The 17,011-nt window shown below is 65.5% G+C and carries 14 protein-coding genes, 1 tRNA gene and 1 pseudogene; 3 read left to right on the forward strand and 13 right to left on the reverse strand.

Annotation, left to right across the window (positions count from 1 at the left end):
• Window positions 1-18 precede the first annotated feature (18 nt).
• The 8 genes from C451_RS08205 to C451_RS08240 all read right to left on the reverse strand — a co-directional run bounded on the left by C451_RS08205 (window position 19) and on the right by C451_RS08240 (window position 9,595).
• Window positions 19-630, reverse strand: coding sequence for a 30S ribosomal protein S7 (locus C451_RS08205; RefSeq protein WP_007739598.1), 612 nt, complete (start codon window positions 628-630; stop codon window positions 19-21).
• Window positions 627-1,055 carry a 30S ribosomal protein S12 gene (locus C451_RS08210; RefSeq protein ID WP_007739600.1) on the reverse strand — a complete coding sequence of 143 codons (429 nt, stop codon included), beginning with the start codon at window positions 1,053-1,055 and terminating at the stop codon, window positions 627-629. Before C451_RS08210 ends, C451_RS08205 begins: the two co-directional genes overlap by 4 nt.
• 310 nt (window positions 1,056-1,365) lie before the next feature.
• Entirely contained in the window at window positions 1,366-1,785 is a 420-nt protein-coding gene (locus C451_RS08215; RefSeq protein ID WP_007739602.1) for a NusA-like transcription termination signal-binding factor, read from the reverse strand.
• A gap of 42 nt (window positions 1,786-1,827) precedes the next feature.
• Entirely contained in the window at window positions 1,828-3,009 is a 1,182-nt protein-coding gene (rpoA2, locus tag C451_RS08220) for a DNA-directed RNA polymerase subunit A'' (protein ID WP_007739604.1), read from the reverse strand.
• Window positions 3,002-5,959: a DNA-directed RNA polymerase subunit A' gene (locus C451_RS08225; protein ID WP_007739606.1), complete on the reverse strand. Its 2,958-nt coding sequence runs from the start codon at window positions 5,957-5,959 to the stop codon at window positions 3,002-3,004. Before C451_RS08225 ends, rpoA2 begins: the two co-directional genes overlap by 8 nt.
• Window positions 5,960-5,971: 12 nt before the next feature.
• Entirely contained in the window at window positions 5,972-7,807 is a 1,836-nt protein-coding gene (gene rpoB, locus C451_RS08230; protein ID WP_007739607.1) for a DNA-directed RNA polymerase subunit B, read from the reverse strand.
• A 1-nt stretch (window position 7,808) separates the two neighbouring features.
• A complete protein-coding gene (locus C451_RS08235; RefSeq protein WP_007739608.1) occupies window positions 7,809-9,368 on the reverse strand; it encodes a DNA-directed RNA polymerase subunit B'' in 1,560 nt (519 codons plus the stop codon).
• Window positions 9,368-9,595, reverse strand: coding sequence for a DNA-directed RNA polymerase subunit H (locus C451_RS08240; protein WP_007739609.1), 228 nt, complete (start codon window positions 9,593-9,595; stop codon window positions 9,368-9,370). Before C451_RS08240 ends, C451_RS08235 begins: the two co-directional genes overlap by 1 nt.
• 228 nt (window positions 9,596-9,823) lie before the next feature.
• Between C451_RS08240 and C451_RS08245 the strand changes: the two genes are divergently transcribed.
• A tRNA-Asp gene (locus C451_RS08245) sits at window positions 9,824-9,896 on the forward strand.
• A 107-nt stretch (window positions 9,897-10,003) separates the two neighbouring features.
• Entirely contained in the window at window positions 10,004-10,948 is a 945-nt protein-coding gene (locus C451_RS08250) for a hypothetical protein (protein WP_007739616.1), read from the forward strand.
• A 173-nt stretch (window positions 10,949-11,121) separates the two neighbouring features.
• Here C451_RS08250 and C451_RS08255 read toward each other — a convergent pair whose 3' ends face one another.
• The 5 genes from C451_RS08255 to C451_RS08275 form a co-directional block, all read right to left on the reverse strand.
• Window positions 11,122-13,209 carry a right-handed parallel beta-helix repeat-containing protein gene (locus C451_RS08255; protein ID WP_007739619.1) on the reverse strand — a complete coding sequence of 696 codons (2,088 nt, stop codon included), beginning with the start codon at window positions 13,207-13,209 and terminating at the stop codon, window positions 11,122-11,124.
• Between the two features lie 226 nt (window positions 13,210-13,435).
• Complete coding sequence (locus C451_RS08260) at window positions 13,436-14,173, reverse strand: protein-L-isoaspartate O-methyltransferase family protein (protein ID WP_007739621.1); 738 nt, start codon at window positions 14,171-14,173, stop codon at window positions 13,436-13,438.
• 50 nt (window positions 14,174-14,223) lie between these two features.
• Window positions 14,224-14,844 carry a protein-L-isoaspartate(D-aspartate) O-methyltransferase gene (locus C451_RS08265; RefSeq protein ID WP_007739622.1) on the reverse strand — a complete coding sequence of 207 codons (621 nt, stop codon included), beginning with the start codon at window positions 14,842-14,844 and terminating at the stop codon, window positions 14,224-14,226.
• Complete coding sequence (locus C451_RS08270; RefSeq protein WP_007739626.1) at window positions 14,844-15,488, reverse strand: HVO_0476 family zinc finger protein; 645 nt, start codon at window positions 15,486-15,488, stop codon at window positions 14,844-14,846. The genes C451_RS08265 and C451_RS08270 overlap by 1 nt, the downstream gene beginning before the upstream one ends.
• Window positions 15,489-15,530: 42 nt before the next feature.
• Window positions 15,531-16,499, reverse strand: coding sequence for an aminopeptidase (locus tag C451_RS08275; RefSeq protein ID WP_007739628.1), 969 nt, complete (start codon window positions 16,497-16,499; stop codon window positions 15,531-15,533).
• 120 nt (window positions 16,500-16,619) lie between these two features.
• Between C451_RS08275 and C451_RS08280 the strand changes: the two are divergent.
• A pseudogene (locus C451_RS08280) lies at window positions 16,620-16,991 on the forward strand (glyceraldehyde-3-phosphate dehydrogenase); the annotation flags it as partial.
• Window positions 16,992-17,011: the final 20 nt, after the last annotated feature.

A 17,011-nucleotide genomic window follows, 5' to 3' on the forward strand; every position in this document is an offset into this window, starting at 1 on the left:
AAAGAACTGTGCGAACGGTCAGCGGGCGGCGGCCGCGACGCGCTCTTTCTCCTCTTTCTGGTTGACGGCGTACGTCTGGACGTCGTAGTTCGCCGCGCCGGTGAGCTGGTCGGCGAGCGCCTCGTGGGCGTCGGTCGGCGACTTGAACGAGGCGCTGTGAGCGCCCTCGGCGATGAATTTGAGCGCCTGATCGACGCGGCGCTGCGGGGCGACGTCGACGGCCTGCGGGACGGAGATCCCGCCGTATTTCAGCCGGACGGTCTCCTCGCGCGGGGCGGCGTTCTCGACGGCGCTGACGAGCACCTGCACCGGGCTCTCCTCGGTGCGCTCGGCGACGAGATCGAAGGCGTTGCGCACGATGCGGGTGGCCTGCTGTTTCTTGCCCGTGTTCTCGTCGGTCTGCATCAGCCGGTTGATGAGGCGCTCGACGATGGAAATCTCGCTCTTCTGGAACTGCTTGCTCGCGTGACGACCCATCGTGTGCTCCACAGGAGTGACGGTGATGTAGCGCTCGGTGCTCGGATCGTCGTACTCGATCCCGGTCACGTCCCAGCGTTCGAACAGCTTCGCGCCGGTCGCTTCCTCCGCGCCGGCGGGCTGATCGGGCTCGGGGGCTTCGGATTCGCTCATCGGACGGGTTTCTCCGCGTTACCGCGCACGAGTTCGATGAGCGAGACGCCGTTGACCTTCTCGACCTTGTAGTTCACCGCCGAGAGGTCGCCCATCGCACGACCCTTCGCGCCGCCGATGCCGGCGATCGTGACCTCGTCGTGCTCGTCGATGAACGAAATCGCGCCGTCGCCCGGACAGAAGGCCGTGACCTGCTGGCCGTTCTTGATGAGCTGGACGCGAACACATTTGCGGATCGCGGAGTTAGGCTGTTTGGCCTCGATACCGACCTTCTCCAGGACGATGCCGCGACCCTGCGGCGCGCCTTCGAGCGCGTCGGTTTTCTCCTTCAGCCCGCGAGCGCGTCGGGCGTACTCCGAGTCGGACCATCGATGGTTCTGACGGTCCTTTTTGAGTTTCCGCGCAGCGTACTTGCCGTTGGCCATATACCCCCGCTACCCGATGGGCGCACTTATGCCTCCCGTTTCAGGCCGCCCCGAGCGCCGACGGGCAAGTTTCCCAAATGACAGGTGAGTGAAACCGGTAGCGGTGGCGCGTGATGAATCCGGCCGAAGGCCGGAGAACGCGCGAGGGATGAGCGAACGACCGGAGGGAGTGAGTGAATCGGCTGGGGAGGTGTGTGGGCTGTGCGGGGCGGTTGCGGTCCCTCATTGTCGTCGGTTTCTGCAGCGTTGCGGTAGAACACCGAATATGACGTCCATAGTATGATTTTGAAGAAGTCCGGGACCGTTCGATTCAGGCCAGTTCGATGTCGTCGATGTCGAACTGACGCTCCGCCAGCCGGCGTGCGGTCTCGATCGTCTCGCCGTCGCGGCCGATCGCGACGCCGGTGTCGGCCCGATCGACCTCCGCGTAGGCCACGGTCGAAGCGTTCTCGCTGATCGTCACGTTGTGCACCACCGCGGGTGCGAGCGCGTTGGCGACGAACAGTTCGGGTGTGTCGGCGTTCTCGACGAGCGAAACCCGCTTGTCGAGCCGCTCTTCGACCTGCTCGACGGTCGTTCCGTCGGGGCCGATCGCGTCGCTCATCTCGCCGGCAGCCACCAGAAAGCAGACGCGGTCGTCGTCGACGAGACAGTCGACTGCGGTCGCGCCCGTGACGTCCTCGAACAGGGCGATATGTCGGAGTGCGGTATCGGAAAGCGTGACGCGCATGGTGAGATGAAGTGTGATTCGACGAGCGATACGGGTCGGGAGTCAGTCCGCGCGGCCGGAGCCGTCGGTCGTCGCGCCACCCATCCGGAGGTTGACGTCGCCGGTGCCGAGCTTGATCGGCTTGCCGACGATGACGTTCTCGGTCACGCCGTCGAGATCGTCGACCTCGCCGTGGACCGCGGCGTCGAGCAGGTGGTTGACCGTCACCTCGAAGGCCGCGCGCGCGAGTACGGAGTCCTTGTTGCCCGAGATGCCGTGACGGCCGATCGATTCGATGGTGCCCTCGGCGGTCATGATGTCCGCGACGAGCATCAGATGCCTGATGTTCACGTCGCCGAGCCCCTGCTCTTCGAGCGTGTTCATCGTCTCGTCGATGATCGTCTCGCGGGCGGCCTCCACACCCAGATTCCGGTAAACCTCGTGGATGTTGTTGCAGGTCGTTCGCGAGGCGTCGACGCCCTCGATGTCGAGCACGTCGCCGAAGGCCGACCCCTCGGTGTAGAGGATGAACTCCTCGTTGCCCTCGACCTCTTCCTTGCGGATGACGACGCGCGAGACCTCGTCGATACCCTTGAAGACGATCTCGCGCAGCTCCTCGACCAGCTGGAGCAGGCGGCGATAGCTCGGCTGTTCGGGCCCGAACTCGATCGTCGTGCCCGTCTGCGTGACCTCCACACCGAGCGAGTCCTCGATGACCTCGGCCACCGTCTCGGCCGAGATCAGCCGCTCGTCCAGAGTTTGCTCGTTCAGGTTCACCTGGACGAGCATGTCGGCGACGTTCGTCGAGACGTCACCGAGCGCCAGGATCCGCGTCGATTCGATGTTCCAGACGACCTCGTGGGCCTTCTCGCGGTTCTCGGCGTGCTGCTCGTCGAGATACACCGTCATCATCGGCGTATCCGGCGTCTTCCGGGCGTCGACGAGCTCGATGAGCCGCGGGAGGCCCTGCGTGACGTCGATCTCGGCGACGCCCGCGTAGTGGAACGTGTTCATCGTCATCTGCGTGCCCGGCTCGCCGATCGACTGTGCCGAGACGGTGCCGACGGGATCGAGCGGTTCGACGCGCGTGTCGAGATAGCGCGACTCGACGGCTTCGGCGATCGAGGCCGCCTGCTCGTCGGTGACGTCTCGCCCTTCGATGCTCTCGTACACCTCGTCCTTGAGTCGTTTCGGGAGATCCGTCCCCTCGACGATCCCCTCGATCTCGCCCGTGATCTCAGTCATCGCCCACCTCCGGGACGTCGATCGGCGAACTCGGCCGATCGCGGTCCATGCGGTCGTCGGCGCTCTCGGAGAGGTTCGTCGCCTGTGCGCCGGCGAACTCCTCGCCCTCGTCCTCGAACTCCGCGGCGAGAACGCGGTCGGCGATCTCGTCGACGTCGATCTCGTTGTCGTCGCTCGACGAGACCTTCACCGGACTGGTGTTGTCCTCGCCGAACTCGAACTGGACGATGTTGTCCGAGGTGTCCCGAACGGTGCCGTCGTACTGCGTTTCGAGCTCGGAGAGCGCGTTGATGAGCCGGCGCTGGAGATAGCCGGATTTCGAGGTTCGCACTGCGGTATCGACCAGCCCCTCACGGCCACCCATCGCGTGGAAGAAGAACTCCCGGGGCGTCAGCCCGCTGCGATAGGAGTCCTCGACGAAGCCGTGAGCCTCGGCCGAGAGATCGCCCGGCTTGAAGTGACTCAGCGTGCGATCCTCGTAGCCGCGGTTGATCCGCTCGCCCCGCACCGCCTGCTGGCCGACACAGGCGGCCATCTGCGTGAGATTGAGCATCGAGCCACGCGCGCCCGACTCGGCCATGATGACCGCCGGGTTGTCGTCGTCGAAGTGCTCGTCGGCGATGTCGCCAGCCGAGTCACGCGCCTTCCCGAGCGTCTGCATGATCTTCATCTCCAGAGTCTCGTCGACCGTCCGCCCGGGCAGCGATTCGAGATCGTCGTTCTCGTAGGTGTCGATGAGTTCCTGAACGCGCTCGTAGGCGTTCTCCATGCTCTCGTCGATCTGTGCCTCGGCGGCGTCGGAGATCGACTCGTCGTCGATACCGATCGAGAAGCCGAAGTGCATGATGGCGCGCATCGCCAGCGAGGCGACCTCGTTGATGAACACGCGGGCGCGCGTCTCGCTGTACTGCTTGACGATCGTGTCGACGATCTCGCCGCCGAACGCACCGACGGCGTCCTCGTCGATGGTGCCCTCGACGAGCGCACCGTCGTCGATCGCTACCCTGTCGCCGGTCGAACTCGTGAACTCGAGATCGAGCGCGCTCGGCAGCAGTTCGGAGAAGATCGTCCGGCCGGTCCAGTACGGCCGTCCCTGCTCGTCCGTACCATCGTCGTCGGGCAGCGTGTCGACGCCCGTCGCACGCAACAGGTCGAGCGCCTGCGTCTCGTTGAACCGCGGCAGCCCACCCATCTCGGGGTCGTCGTGGGTGAGGAGATAGGTGCCCGAAACGTGGTCCTGGATCGCACCGATGATGTTCTCGCCGAACCGCGGCGAGAGGATCTGCTCCTGGACGCGCATCAGCACGCGCGCCTCGGCACGCGCCTCCTCGTTCTGGAGGGCGTGCATGTTCATCTCGTCGCCGTCGAAGTCGGCGTTGTACGGCGGACAGACAGTAGTGTTCAGCCGGAACGTCTTGTACGGCATTACGACCACCTCGTGGGCCATGATCGACATCCGGTGGAGCGACGGCTGGCGGTTGAAGATCACGATGTCCCCATCCGAGAGGTGGCGCTGGACCTGCCAGCCCGGCTCGATGCGCTCGGCGAGCTCCTCCTTCGCCTGATCGAGGATCTTCATGACCTTCCCGTCCGGTCGGATGACGCGGTTCGCACCCGGATGTGCCTCGGAACCGTTCCGGACGTACTGGCGTGCCTCCTCGATGTTCTGCTCGTTGACGTTCATCGTCTGGGTCATCTCGCGCGCGACCCGTTCTGGAACGCCGACCTCGTTCAGGGATAGCGTGGGGTCCGGCGAAATCACGGTTCTGGCCGAGAAGTTCACGCGCTTGCCCGACAGGCTCCCGCGGAACCGACCCTCTTTCCCTTTGAGCCGCTGAGAGAGGGTCTTCAGGGGCCGACCGGAGCGGTGACGGGCCGGCGGCGTGCCCGAGATCTCGTTGTCCATGAACGTCGTCACGTGATACTGGAGCAGCTCCCAGAGGTCCTCGATGATGAGCTGGGGCGCACCAGCCTCACGGTTCTCCATGAACCGCTGGTTGATGCGGATGATGTCGACCAGCTTGTGCGTGAGGTCGTCCTCGGAGCGCTGGCCGTTGTCCAGCGTGATCGAGGGGCGTGCCGTCACCGGCGGCACCGGGAGCACGGTGAGGATCATCCACTCGGGGCGCGAGCGCTCGGCGTTGATCCCGAGCACTTCGACGTCCTCGTCGGGGATGGCCTCGAACCAGTCACGGATGTCCGACGGCATCAGCTTGTTCAGATCCTCCTCGGAGAGATCGACGTCGAGCGCGCGCTCGATCGCCTCCCGACTCTCCTCGCGCGGGCGGAACTCCCCGCCCAGGATATCGTTGATCCGCGAGAGCTCGATATCCGTCGCGTCGGCGAGCTCCTGCGGCGAGGTCGCCGGCCGGTCTTCCTCCTCGTCGGGCTGCATCGCCTCGGCGATGAGCTGGGGATACTCGGCGGCGAGCACGTCCTGGACCTCGTAGTAGGTCGTCGGCTTCTCGTGCTGGACGTCGTACTGCTCCTCGCCGCAGTACGGACAGCGGTCGGCCTTCCGTGCCTGCCGGATCGCCGCCTTCGTCACGTCGTTGACGTCGTCGTCGAGATCGCGCGCCCGCTGGAGGCGTTCTGCGAACTCGTCGCGCTCGTGCTCGTCGAGCAGCAGGCGCGAACACTCACGGCAGGTCCCCCGGAGGAGCCGCCGGATGAGCTTCGTAAAGCCGACGTGGATGACGGGTGCGGCGAGCTCGATGTGGCCGAAGTGGCCGTTACAGGAGCCCGAGTGCTGTCCGCAGGTCTTGCACTCCAGCCCGGGATCGATGACGCCCAATCGCGGGTCCATCAACCCCATGTCGATCGGGTAGCCGTCGTCGTCGTAGGTGTCGGCAGTGATGATCTTCGTCGCGCTCATGTCGCGATACTCCTCCGGGTTCATCAGCCCGAAGTCGATCGCGCCGATCTCTTTCGGTGTTGCGTTGGTACTCATGGTTTCGTGATCTCAGACCGCGTCCAGCAGTTCGAGCCGCGGGGCGATGCCGAGAGCCTTCATCTCGTCGAGCAGGAGCTTGAACGCGTAGCTCATCTCGATCTCGTGGATGTCGGTCTCCTCGCCACAGTTCGGACAGTAGACGCGGCGCTGTTCGACGTTCTCGACCGCACTCATTCCACATTCACCGCAGACGTAGATGAACTCCCTGTCGGACTCGTCGAGCAGGCGCTCCTTGAGCGCCATCGCCGCACCGTGCCCGATCAGGACGTCGCGCTCCATCTCGCCGACCCGGAGCCCACCCTCGCGGGCACGCCCCTCGGTCGGCTGGCGGGTGAGGACCTGCACCGGCCCGCGGGAACGGGCGTGGATCTTGTTCGAGACCATGTGATAGAGCTTCTGATAGAAAATGGTCCCGACGAAGATCTCGGCGTCGATCTTTTCGCCTGTCACGCCCGAGTGCATGATCTCCTTGCCGCTCGAATCGAAGCCATGCTCCTCGAGCGAGTCGCGGAGCTCCTCCTCTTCCTCGCCAGTGAAGGCGGTCCCGTCGACGCGGCGGCCCTCGAGCGAACCGACCTTGCCGCCGAGCATCTCCAGAACGTGACCGACCGTCATCCGCGAGGGCAGCGCGTGCGGGTTGACGATCAGATCCGGGACGACGCCCTCCTCGGTGAACGGCATGTCCTCCTGGGGCGCGATGTGACCGACGACGCCCTTCTGTCCGTGTCGGGAGGCAAACTTGTCGCCGAGTTCCGGCACCCGCTGATCGCGCACGGAGACCTTCGAGAGCTTCGAGCCGTCCTCGCCCTGCATCAGCGTCACCGTGTCGACGATGCCCGACTCGCCGCTGCGCATCGTCACGCTCGTCTCACGGCGTTTCTGCGGGCTGAGACCGCCCATGTCGTCCGGCTCTTCGAGGAACCGCGGCGGGCTCGTCTTCCCGAGCAGGACGGCGCTCTCGCCGACCTTCGTCTCGGGGTTCACCAACCCGTCCTCGTCGAGATGAGTGTAGGCTTCCTCGCCGTGTGCACCGCGCACGTCGTCGTCGGGGATCTCGAAGTGGTCCTCCTGACCGCCCGGATAACGGCGCTCCTCGCCCTCGTAGGTCCGGAAGAAATGCGAGCGCGCGAGCGCGCGATCGACCGACCCCTCGTTGAGCACGAGCGCGTCCTCGATGTTGAACCCCTCGTAGCTCATGACGGCGACCACGAAGTTCTGGGCCGCCGGCCGGTCGTCGTAGCCGATCTGCTCGGTGGTCTGTGTCTTGACCATCGACAGCTGCGGGTAATGCAGCAGATGCTGGCGCGTGTCCGGGCGAATGCGGTAGTTCGCCGACGGCAGCCCGAGCGACTGCTTGATCATTCCCGCCCCCATCGTGATCCGGGGGGAGGCGTTGTGCTCGGGATACGGGATCATCCCCGCACCGATACCGAAGATGAGCTGCGGGTCGATCTCCAGATGGGTGTGATCCTCGGTGAGATCCTCCTCGTCGACGCCGACGAGGATGTCCTCCTCCTCCTCGGCGTCGATGAACTCGATGTAGCCTCGCTCGACGAGCTCCTCGAACTCGGTGTCGCCGTCGGTGAGCGACTCGACCTCCGACTCGGTGATCAGCGGCTCGCCGTCCTCGACGATGATCAGCGGTCGGCGGGCCCGTCCCGCGTCGGCGTTGATGATGACCTCGTTGGTCGTGTCCTTGACCGAGACGTTGACCGTCCGGCCGATGTCGCCGCGCCGGCGCGCCTGCCGGACCTGGGTCGCGAGCTGTTCGGGGTCGGCGTGCGTACCGACCAGACTTCCGTTCACGTAGACTTTCGCGTCGCGTGCCTGGCTTTGGCTACTCATATCAGTCTCCCGCCGATGTGACGCCCTCGATACCGGGGATGCCGTCGACCCCCATCGAGGACAGTTCGCGTTTGAGTTCCCGTTCGTCGTCGACGTCCTGCGACAGCTCCATCGACTGCGCGAAGTTCTTCACCAGCCCACAGTTCGGGCCTTCGGGCGTCTCCGAGGGACAGATGCGCCCCCACTGCGTGGCGTGCAGATCGCGCGCCTCGAAGTGTGGCTGACTCCGCGAGAGCGGGCTGCGCAGCCGCCGAAGGTGTGAGAGAACGCCCATATAGTCGGTGCGGTCGACGAGCTGGCTCACACCAGAGCGCCCGCCGACCCAGTTGCCCGTCGCGATCGGATGCTCCAGGCGCTCGGTCAACACGTCCGACCGAACGACCGTGTTGACCGAGAGCTGCCGGTTGCGCATGTTCGCGCGCTCGAGCTGGTATTTCACGTCACGCGCGAGCTTGTTGAGCGCCGTACGGAACAGGTCGGTCATCAGATCGCCCGACACCTTGAGGCGCTTGTTGGCGTAGTGATCCTTGTCGTCGGCCTCGCGCCGGCCGAGCGCGAGCTCGAAACAGGCCTCGGCCATCCGACAGAGGTAGAACGCCTTGTTGATTCGCGTCTCCTCGTCGGGAACGCCCTCTTCGTGGAGATGCGGCAGCAGGTAGCGGTCGATGACGTAGTTCGCCCGCTTCAGCTGGTAGTTCTTCCCCTGGCCAGAGGCGACGCGCTCGCCGAGGGTCTCGATGGCCTCCTCCTCGGTCTGGACGTCGGCGGTCTCCAGGTTCTCGAGCATGAACTTCACGACCTCGGGATCGTCGCTGACCCGGTGGACGATCTCCTCGTCGGATTCGAGGCCGAGCGCACGAACGAGCGTCACGAAGTCGATCGAGCCCGAGACGCTCGGGAAGGAGACTTCGAGGAGCCCCTCACGATTTCGCTCACAGAGCACGAGTGCGCGGTAGCCACGGCGCTGGCTGAACGTCTTGGCGACCTGGATCTCGTCGTCGTACTTCGTGTCGTACTCCGCGAGGATCTTGTTCGGGGCGAGGTCCTCGCTGGTCATCAGCACGCGCTCGGAGCCGTTGACGATGAAGTAGCCACCGGGGTCGGCGGGATCCTCTCCGAGATCGATCAGCTCCTCGTCGCTCGAATCGGCGATGTTGCACTTGTCCGAGCCGACCATGATCGGCATGCGCCCGATCTGGGTCTCCGTCGTGTCGACGACGCGCTCTTCCTCTTCCTCACCGCCGACGACGACCGCCATCTCCATGAAGACGGGCGCGGCGTAAGTGATGTTCCGGAGGCGCGCTTCCTGGGGGTTGAGCCGTTCCTCGCTCCCGTCGGCCTCGCGGACGCGCGGCGTCACGACACGGACGTCACCGAGTTCGACGAAGACCGGCTCCTCACCCTCCTTGTCGCCGATGTCGGTGTCGATCGTCTCCTTCTCGTCGACGACCTGCTGCATACCGCCGTTGAGGAAGGCGTTAAAGGAGCGGAAATGGTGTTCTGCGAGCCGTTCACGGGAGAAATACTCCCTCGAAATCGAGCGTCTGAGTTCCCTGTTCATTATTCGATGACGAGTCGATGGACCACCGCACGGTCGGTCGTTCGCGAGTCCCGTTCGATCCGGACGACGTCGCCGGTCGCCGCCTCGTCGGGCAGCGCCGGATCCGTCCGTTTGATCTTCGGAAGGTCGGTGCGACTGATGTCGTACTCCGCGAGCAGCGCGTCGATCTCGTCGTCGTCGACGAGGCGATGCTCGGGAACGAGTGTGTGTTGGCTGACCTCTACCATGTGTACCTATCCGGGGGAGAAGTTGCTATCACGAGAGACTACAGTCCATATATCACCGGCGAACTTAAGCATTGCTACCGACGACCCGGACGGTTCGTCGACGGCGCAGCGCTCGTGGAGACCGCGCTTGCCCGGCACGACGCGGCCGTGGAATATAGCGTTTTGGGCCACTGCAGACGAGGTCGTTTGAAAACCCTTAAGTCCGTCTCCGGAGTACGGATGGTTGTTGCCCGGGTGGTGTAGTGGCCCATCATATCACCCTGTCACGGTGATGACGCGGGTTCAAATCCCGCCTCGGGCGCTTTCTGCCGACGCCAACTCGTGAGCGAGGGGAGCGGCGCAGCCGGAACGACGCCAGGAACGTCGAATGCCGATCGTTTATGTGGTCCGGCATGAACTACACATCCAATGTACGAACTGCGGCAGCTGCGGCGCGCGTTCGACGAACCGAAACTCTTCGTCCGTGAACTGAACCGGCTCTACTACACCCGTCTCAACAGTCGGGAGTACAACACCGACGGCGTCGACGTCATGGCCGCCGACTGGGACAACCTCCTGCTCCTCGATGCCTGCCGATACGACGCCTTCGCCGCCCGTGCCGATCTGCCCGGTCGGCTGGAGAAGCGGCGCTCGCGCTCGTCGATGACCAGCGAGTTCTTCACGGCCAACTTCGACGGGCGCGAGATGCACGACACGGTGTACGTCACCGCGACGCCGATGCTCTACTGGAACCGCAACCGGGGCGACGTCGAGGCGAGCTTCCACCGCGAGATCAACGTCTGGCGCGACGGTGGCTGGGACGAGGAGTTCAACACGGTCCGTCCCGAGACGGCCGCCGAACACGCCAAACGCGCCGCCGAAGAGTATCCCAACAAGCGGCTGTTCGTCCACTTCCTCCAGCCGCATTTCCCCGCGATCGGCCAGACCGGTCGCGAGCATCCCGAACTCAACGATCTGCGGGCGTGGGACGCCATCAACAGCGGCAGGCTCGATCTCCCCGATTCGGTGCTCCGGCGTGCGTTCGTCGAGAACCTCGACGCGATACTCCCGCACGTCGAGGACCTCCTCGAAACGCTCGGCGGCAAGACGGTCGTCACCGCCGACCACGGCCAGATGATCGGTGAGCGCTCGTTCCCGATCCCGTTCCGGGAGTACGGTCATCCGCCGGGCATCTACACCGACGAGCTGGTCACGGTGCCGTGGCACGTCCACACCAACGGCCAACGCCGTGAGATCGTCACGGAGGAACCCGAGCACGAGCCCGAACGCGGCGACGAGACGGAGCCAGCGGACATGGACATGGACAACGACGTGGTGGCCGACCGGCTCGAAGACCTCGGTTACAAGATGTAACTCCCATCCAGCCAGGAACCGTATCGCGAACGAGCAGCGTCGTGTGTCCGTGAGCGTCAGCGGGGTGTTTTCAGGGATCCGTGGCGATCAGTGGAGGGAACGGTTCACGACTGCCGCTCGAGTGGCTGCGTGTCGGTGCCGCGCGCAAAAACGGGACGACCCGTCGGGGGTCGTTACTCGTCGAGCGTTTCGGGGTCGGTGGTGATCGAGACCGAGTCCTCGATCGACGCCTGGACGAGTTCACCAGTGTAGTTGTACTCGTCGCGGAAGCTGCCGACGCCGCCCGAGACCGAGCTGTTGTCGTCGGAGATCGGGTCGGTCGAGTCGTCGGCGTGTTCGAGCTCGCCGGTGACTTCGAGCGAGTAGTCGGTACCGCTCTCGTCCTCGCCCATCACCGTGATCGTACCTTCGTCACCGTCGAGCTTGATCGTCGCGCGGTCGTCGACTTCGAGCGAGACGATCTCGCCCTCGTACTCGTAGGCGTCGCGCCACTCGTTGACGCCGCCCGAGGCGCTCTTGCCGGAGACGTCGTCGTTGGGGTCCTTGGTCGCCCCGCCGGTCCCGGACTTGTTGATCTTGCCGCTCGTCTCGACGTCGTAGGGAATGCGTCCGCCCGAGCTGTCGGTGTCCGTGACGACGAAGTTCGCGCTGTCGGACGGTTCGGGGACGTCGGACTCGTTGACGTCGCCGCTCAGCTCGTCGTCGGAGCCCGCACCGTCGTCGTTGTTCGACGAGTCGTCCGAATCGGACGAGGAATCGTCGCCGGAGGAGTCCTTGGAGTCGGAGTCGTTCGAGCCCGACGAGGAGTCGCTCGACGAGTCGTCACCGGACGAGTTGCCGGAGTCATCCGAACCGGAGTCGTCCGAATCGGAGTCGCTCGAACCCGACGACGAGCCGCTGTAGCTCGACGAGTCGAGGTTCGGGGCGGGACAGCTGCCGCTCTTGTCGATCCCGCTGACGTTCACGTCACCGTTGCGGACGCGGACCGCCTGTGCGCCCGCGTTGATGGTGGAATTTTTGACCGTACTGCCACCACAGTTGTGCAGTGCGAGACCGGTCCGACCGCCGCCGGTCTGCTGGATACAGCAGTCCTTGACGGTCGTGCCGGAACGGTCCTCGATGAGGACGCCGACCCAGTCGGAGGCGTCGCCGGTGACGCTCACGTTCTTGAACGTGCCGCTACCGGAGCCGCCGGGCTTCGCGCGGATCGAGTAGCCCTGCGGGTTGTACTCGACGTTCGTGTTCTCGATGGTGAACTCGCCGTAGTTGCCGAAGATCTGGATCCCGCCGTCGGCGTTGACCTCGGGACCGATGCGGACGTCACAGTTGCGGACGACGGCACCGGAGCCGCCACGATCGCTTTCGAGGCGGATGCCCGAGCCGTTGAGCATGTCCTTGGGGTTCGGCGATCGGCTATCGGAGACGTCGGCTTCGATCGTCGCGCCATCGACGTAGCTGCCCGAGCTGCCGATCCGGACCTGCGAGAGGTCGTTGTTCTTGTAGGTGCCGCCCTCGACCTTCACCACACCGGGGGTACGGCTGGCGTAGACGCCGTTGTTCGAGAAGCCCTCGACGTTGCAGTTGCGCAGGGTGATGGTCCCCTTGTTCGAGCTGCCGATCCAGATACCGGAACGGGCGTAGGCACCCATCCGGCCCTCGTTGTGCGCGACGAGGTTCTTGACCGTCCCCGAACCGCCCGAGGAGCGAATCATCGGCGTGAACGCGTCCTCGGCGCTATCGCTCGACTGGAGACTCTGGCCTTCGATGGTGACGTCGTGGACCTGGAGGTTGTCGTCGGGAGCGACCTGGAGGTTCGGGCACGCGCCGCTCTGGTCGATGGTGATATTTTCGACCAGTGCGCCCGACCCGCCGTTGATCGCCAGCAGCGTGTCGTTGAAGCCGTCGGGGACGGTGAAGGTGACGTCGCCTTCGCCGACGATACCGACGCTACCACCGCTGATGACGTTCTTCTGGGTGAACTTGTACGTTCCCGAGGGGAACTTGAGCAGGGTGTTGCTGCTCGCGGCCGACTGAAGTGCGCCGTCGGACGGCTCGTTGCCGTTCGGGTCGGCACCGGCATCAGCCATGTTTACGACGTTATCGAAGCTGATCCCGTGGCGCTCGGTCGCCGCCGCCCCCTCCCCAGCGAGCAGCGGAACCGACACGGCAGCCGCACCGGCAGCCTTGAGATACGACCGTCGGCTCGGTTTGAAACCGTCGTCTGTGCTATCGCTATCGTTGCGTGCTCCGTCGCGTGGCATCGTCTGCTCATTAGGCATTTGTAAAATACCGCTTCTGGCCAGTTAGTTACGTTTACGTATTTTTCAGCTAGCATAGACGGCATTTCGTGACGAACCGATATAGATGCGCTTTCGGTTTTCCTGTAATAATTTGTCTGAGGGCATCGAGACGGCGATCCGTGCGCGAGTGGTAGACCGTGCCATGGCACGGTAGCGGCCGCCACGGGCCGTCTCGTCGGGAAACGGGCTACTGACGGTCCCAGTCGATCCAGTCGTGCTCCCAGCCGTTGCGTCGCTCGGCACTCGCCCGTGCACGCTCGCGGTCCTCGCGAACAGTCCTGTTGCGCTCGACCGCGTCCGACTGTTCACCCTCGACGAGCAGCGGCGCGAACCGTACCGGGCCGAACCGCTCGCGCGCCCCCCGTTCGTCGACGGCGACGAGCGACTGGTCGTGGTTCCCCACCGGCGCGACGAGCCGTCCATCAGGGGCAAGCTGGTCGACGAGCGCGCTCGGTGGTCGGACGACGGCGGCTTCGAGAAGGATGCGATCGAAGGGTGCGTAGTCGGGAAAGCCGTGTGTCCCGTCGCGCCTGTCGACGAGCACGCCGCCATAGCCCGCGTGCGAGAGGTTTCGGCGCGCGTCGACGACGAGCCGACGGGCGATATCGACCGCGTGGACGTTCTCCTGACCGACGATCTCGGCGGCCACCGCGGCCGTGTAGCCGACGCCCGCACCGACGACGAGCACGTCGTCGCCAGGGCTGAGCGAAAGCGCCTCGAACAGTCGTGCGACCGTGCTCGGCGCGAGCACGCGCGTGTTCGCGTGTTCGGTCGTCCGATCGGCGTAGGCCGCACGCTCCTCGGGGAGGAACTCGTGGCGTGGGACGGTCCGCATCGCCACGCTGAGCGCCTCGCTCTCGACGACCCCCTTGCTCTCGTGTTCGAGGCCGTCGACCATGTCCTCGCGCACCGCCGCAGGCTCCATGCGAAACGAACGCCGCGTAGAGCCTTGAATCGCGTGCCTTCGGCTGCGCGCTACCCCTGCATCGGGACGAACCGCACGCCGCCGTGCTCGGTCCTATCGAGGCTGCCGTCGGCCCGCCGCCGCGCGCGCACGAGCGTCTGTCGTCTCGTGCCGATCGGCGCGACGATCGCTCCACCGGGACGGACCTGTTCGGCGACAGTTGCGGGGATCTCGGGGGCTGCGCACGTGAGATACGCGCCGTCGTAGGGCGCGTGCTCGGCCCAGCCATCGTGGCCATCGCCGACGCGGACGTCGACGGCATAGCCGAGCTCCGTGAGGCGCTCGCGAGCGCTCTCGGCGAGCGACGCGTGGTACTCGACGCTCTTCACGCCGTCCGTGATCGCGGCCGTGACGGCGGCGTGATAGCCACAGCCGGTACCGATTTCTAGGATCGAATCGCCCGCTTCCGGCGCGAGCAGATCGGTCATGATCGCCACCATGTGCGGCGCGCTGATCGTCTGATCCGCACCGATCGGCAGCGGCCGGTCGTCGTAGGCGTCCGTCCGTCGATTCTCGGGGACGAACTCGTGACGAGGGACGGCGAGCAGCGCCTCACGGGTCGCGTCGCGCTCGATGCGACCCTGCTCGTCGAGTCGGGAGACGAGCTGCTCGCGGGCGCGCTCGTGATCCATCACCAGACGGACCAGGCCGAACTCGACTCGTCGTCGGCGTACACCCGGTTGACGTCCTTGGCGAAGGCCATGTCGCCCTCGTGATCGAGATGGTCGAATCCGTAGCCCTCGGCATCCGCGCGCAGGTGGATCCCCTTCACCGTGAAGCGCTCGTCGGCGAGGTCCTCCCGCTCGCCGACGGTGAACTCGTAGTCGCCGGGCACGCGGAGTTCGATGCCGCGCGTTTCGTCGCCGCCACCAGCGGGGTTGAGCGTCACGTCGACGGCGACGTTGCCGACGACGCGCGTCCAGACGGTCCGGATGTCGGGGACGTCGGCCTCGTCGGTGCGTCCGCCCTCGACTTCGAGGCTCGTGATTCGCACGGTCAGGAGTGCCTCCGGCGTGTCGAGGACGAACTCCTCGCCGACGGCGAGCTGCTCCTCGCTGGGGATCTCGGTCGTCGTCGAGAACGATTCGCCGTCCTGAGAGACGATGACGTCGCGCTGTTCGGTGGCGGGTTCGTCGAGGCGCGTCTTGTGGACGTGACTGCACTCGCCACAGCGGACGGTCGCCTGCCCGCCGGATTTCAGCAGCTCGTGAACCACGGGTGTGTCGGGAGAACACGCCGGACAGGTGGTGCCGACGCGCTCGGTGGCTTCGCTCATGGACGACCTATCGGTCGCACGGATAAAAGCCCGTGGCGTTCGCTACGCCCCGTTCGGCGTCGGCAGCTCGATCTCTTCTCCATCAGCGTACACCGTCGGCTCGCGGAGGATCCCGTCGAGATGGAGCGGTGCCTGCGTGTCGCCGCCGATGCCGTGGTCGTCGCCGATAGCGATATGAACTGTTCCGGCGGCCTTCTCGTCGAGCAGTACCGACCCGACCAGTTCGGTGACGGCGACGTTCGTCCCGATGCCGAGCTCGGCGAGGTTGTAGGCGTCGTCGCCGACCTCCTCAGCCCCGCGCTCGACCTGCTCGCGGACGTCCCGATCCGAGATCTCGGTCACGAACCCGTCCTCGACGGTGAACTCTAGCTCCTCGTCGAGCAGCCCGTGGGGCATCATCGTGCCGTCGACGACGTAGGTTCCCGAGGCTGTCTCGGGACTGACGAACACCTCGCCTGCCGGGAGGTTCGACATCGCACCCGCCTCGTGGACGATGCCCGTGTCAGCGAGCCACTCGCGGTCGCCCGGCTCGAACGTGATGTCCGTGCCCGCGGGCGAGGTGACGCGGATTTCGCTCGCGTCGGCGATCGCATCCAGGATCGACTCACAGCTGCCCTCGATTGAGCGGTAGTCGGCGTCGAGACCCGTGCGGAACACCTCCTCGGTGATGCCGGGGAGGGTAGCGACGCGCGCGCCGGCTTCGTTTGCCCCCGATCGGGCGCGTGTGTGACTCAGGCTCTTCGTCGTCGGGCAGAACACGACGTCCGCCCCGCGCATCGCCGCGGCGACGGGTGCCGGTGGTTCGGTGCCGTGCTGGTCGCCCGGCGGGTAGCGCAGCAACACCACGTCGTCGCTCACCGCACACGCGGCATCGTACAGCGCCTGCCCGATCGAGAGGCGTTCGTCGTCGGTGACGACGGCACAGGATTCCTCGGCTCCGAGCGCGAGACACTGGTCGACGGCCGTCTCGGCGGCGCTGTCGAGCGTCGCGTCGGCGTTCGTCCGACTCATAGCACCACGGAGGGGGCAGCCGTGCCTGAGGCTTTCGGCTGTCGGAGCCGTCCCATCGCAGCCGTCCACCCGTCGAGCGACAGTAGAAACGATTATCCCGGTCGGTCGAACAGGACTACTATGCTCAGCGTCGGCGTCAACGGCTACGGAACGATCGGCAAACGCGTCGCGGACGCGGTGGTCGCCCAGCCGGACATGGAACTCGTGGGAGTGGCGAAGACCCGTCCGAACTACGAGGCCGAGCGCGCCGTGAAAAACGGCTATCCGCTCTACGCCGCCATCGAGGAGCGCGCCGAAAAGTTCGACGCGGCCGGCATCGAGCTCGCGGGGCTGGTCGAAGAACTCGTCGACGAAGCGGACGTGATGGTCGACGCCACCCCGTCGGGCATCGGTGCGGAGAACAAATCGCTCTACGACGAGTACGACACGCCTGCGCTCTACCAGGGCGGCGAGGACGCCGACCTCGTCGACACGAGCTTCAACGCTGTCTCTTATACACATCTCTGATGGCG

It is taken from the genome of Halococcus thailandensis JCM 13552 (genome assembly GCF_000336715.1).
GTDB classification, from domain to species: Archaea; Halobacteriota; Halobacteria; order Halobacteriales; family Halococcaceae; genus Halococcus; species Halococcus thailandensis.

Bases quoted from the DNA above. Each gene is read 5' to 3' on its own strand.
- C451_RS08225 (WP_007739606.1), bottom strand. From the start codon at position 5,959: ATGAGTACCAACGCAACACCGAAAGAGATCGGCGCGATCGACTTCGGG.
- C451_RS08210 (WP_007739600.1), bottom strand. From the start codon at position 1,055: ATGGCCAACGGCAAGTACGCTGCGCGGAAACTCAAAAAGGACCGTCAG.
- C451_RS08275 (WP_007739628.1), bottom strand. From the start codon at position 16,499: ATGAGTCGGACGAACGCCGACGCGACGCTCGACAGCGCCGCCGAGACG.
- C451_RS08240 (WP_007739609.1), bottom strand. From the start codon at position 9,595: ATGGTAGAGGTCAGCCAACACACACTCGTTCCCGAGCATCGCCTCGTC.
- C451_RS08265 (WP_007739622.1), bottom strand. From the start codon at position 14,844: ATGGATCACGAGCGCGCCCGCGAGCAGCTCGTCTCCCGACTCGACGAG.
- C451_RS08250 (WP_007739616.1), top strand. From the start codon at position 10,004: ATGTACGAACTGCGGCAGCTGCGGCGCGCGTTCGACGAACCGAAACTC.
- C451_RS08255 (WP_007739619.1), bottom strand. From the start codon at position 13,209: ATGCCACGCGACGGAGCACGCAACGATAGCGATAGCACAGACGACGGT.
- rpoA2 (WP_007739604.1), bottom strand. From the start codon at position 3,009: ATGACTGAGATCACGGGCGAGATCGAGGGGATCGTCGAGGGGACGGAT.
- C451_RS08215 (WP_007739602.1), bottom strand. From the start codon at position 1,785: ATGCGCGTCACGCTTTCCGATACCGCACTCCGACATATCGCCCTGTTC.
- C451_RS08270 (WP_007739626.1), bottom strand. From the start codon at position 15,488: ATGAGCGAAGCCACCGAGCGCGTCGGCACCACCTGTCCGGCGTGTTCT.
- C451_RS08205 (WP_007739598.1), bottom strand. From the start codon at position 630: ATGAGCGAATCCGAAGCCCCCGAGCCCGATCAGCCCGCCGGCGCGGAG.
- C451_RS08235 (WP_007739608.1), bottom strand. From the start codon at position 9,368: ATGAACAGGGAACTCAGACGCTCGATTTCGAGGGAGTATTTCTCCCGT.
- rpoB (WP_007739607.1), bottom strand. From the start codon at position 7,807: ATGAGTAGCCAAAGCCAGGCACGCGACGCGAAAGTCTACGTGAACGGA.
- C451_RS08260 (WP_007739621.1), bottom strand. From the start codon at position 14,173: ATGGAGCCTGCGGCGGTGCGCGAGGACATGGTCGACGGCCTCGAACAC.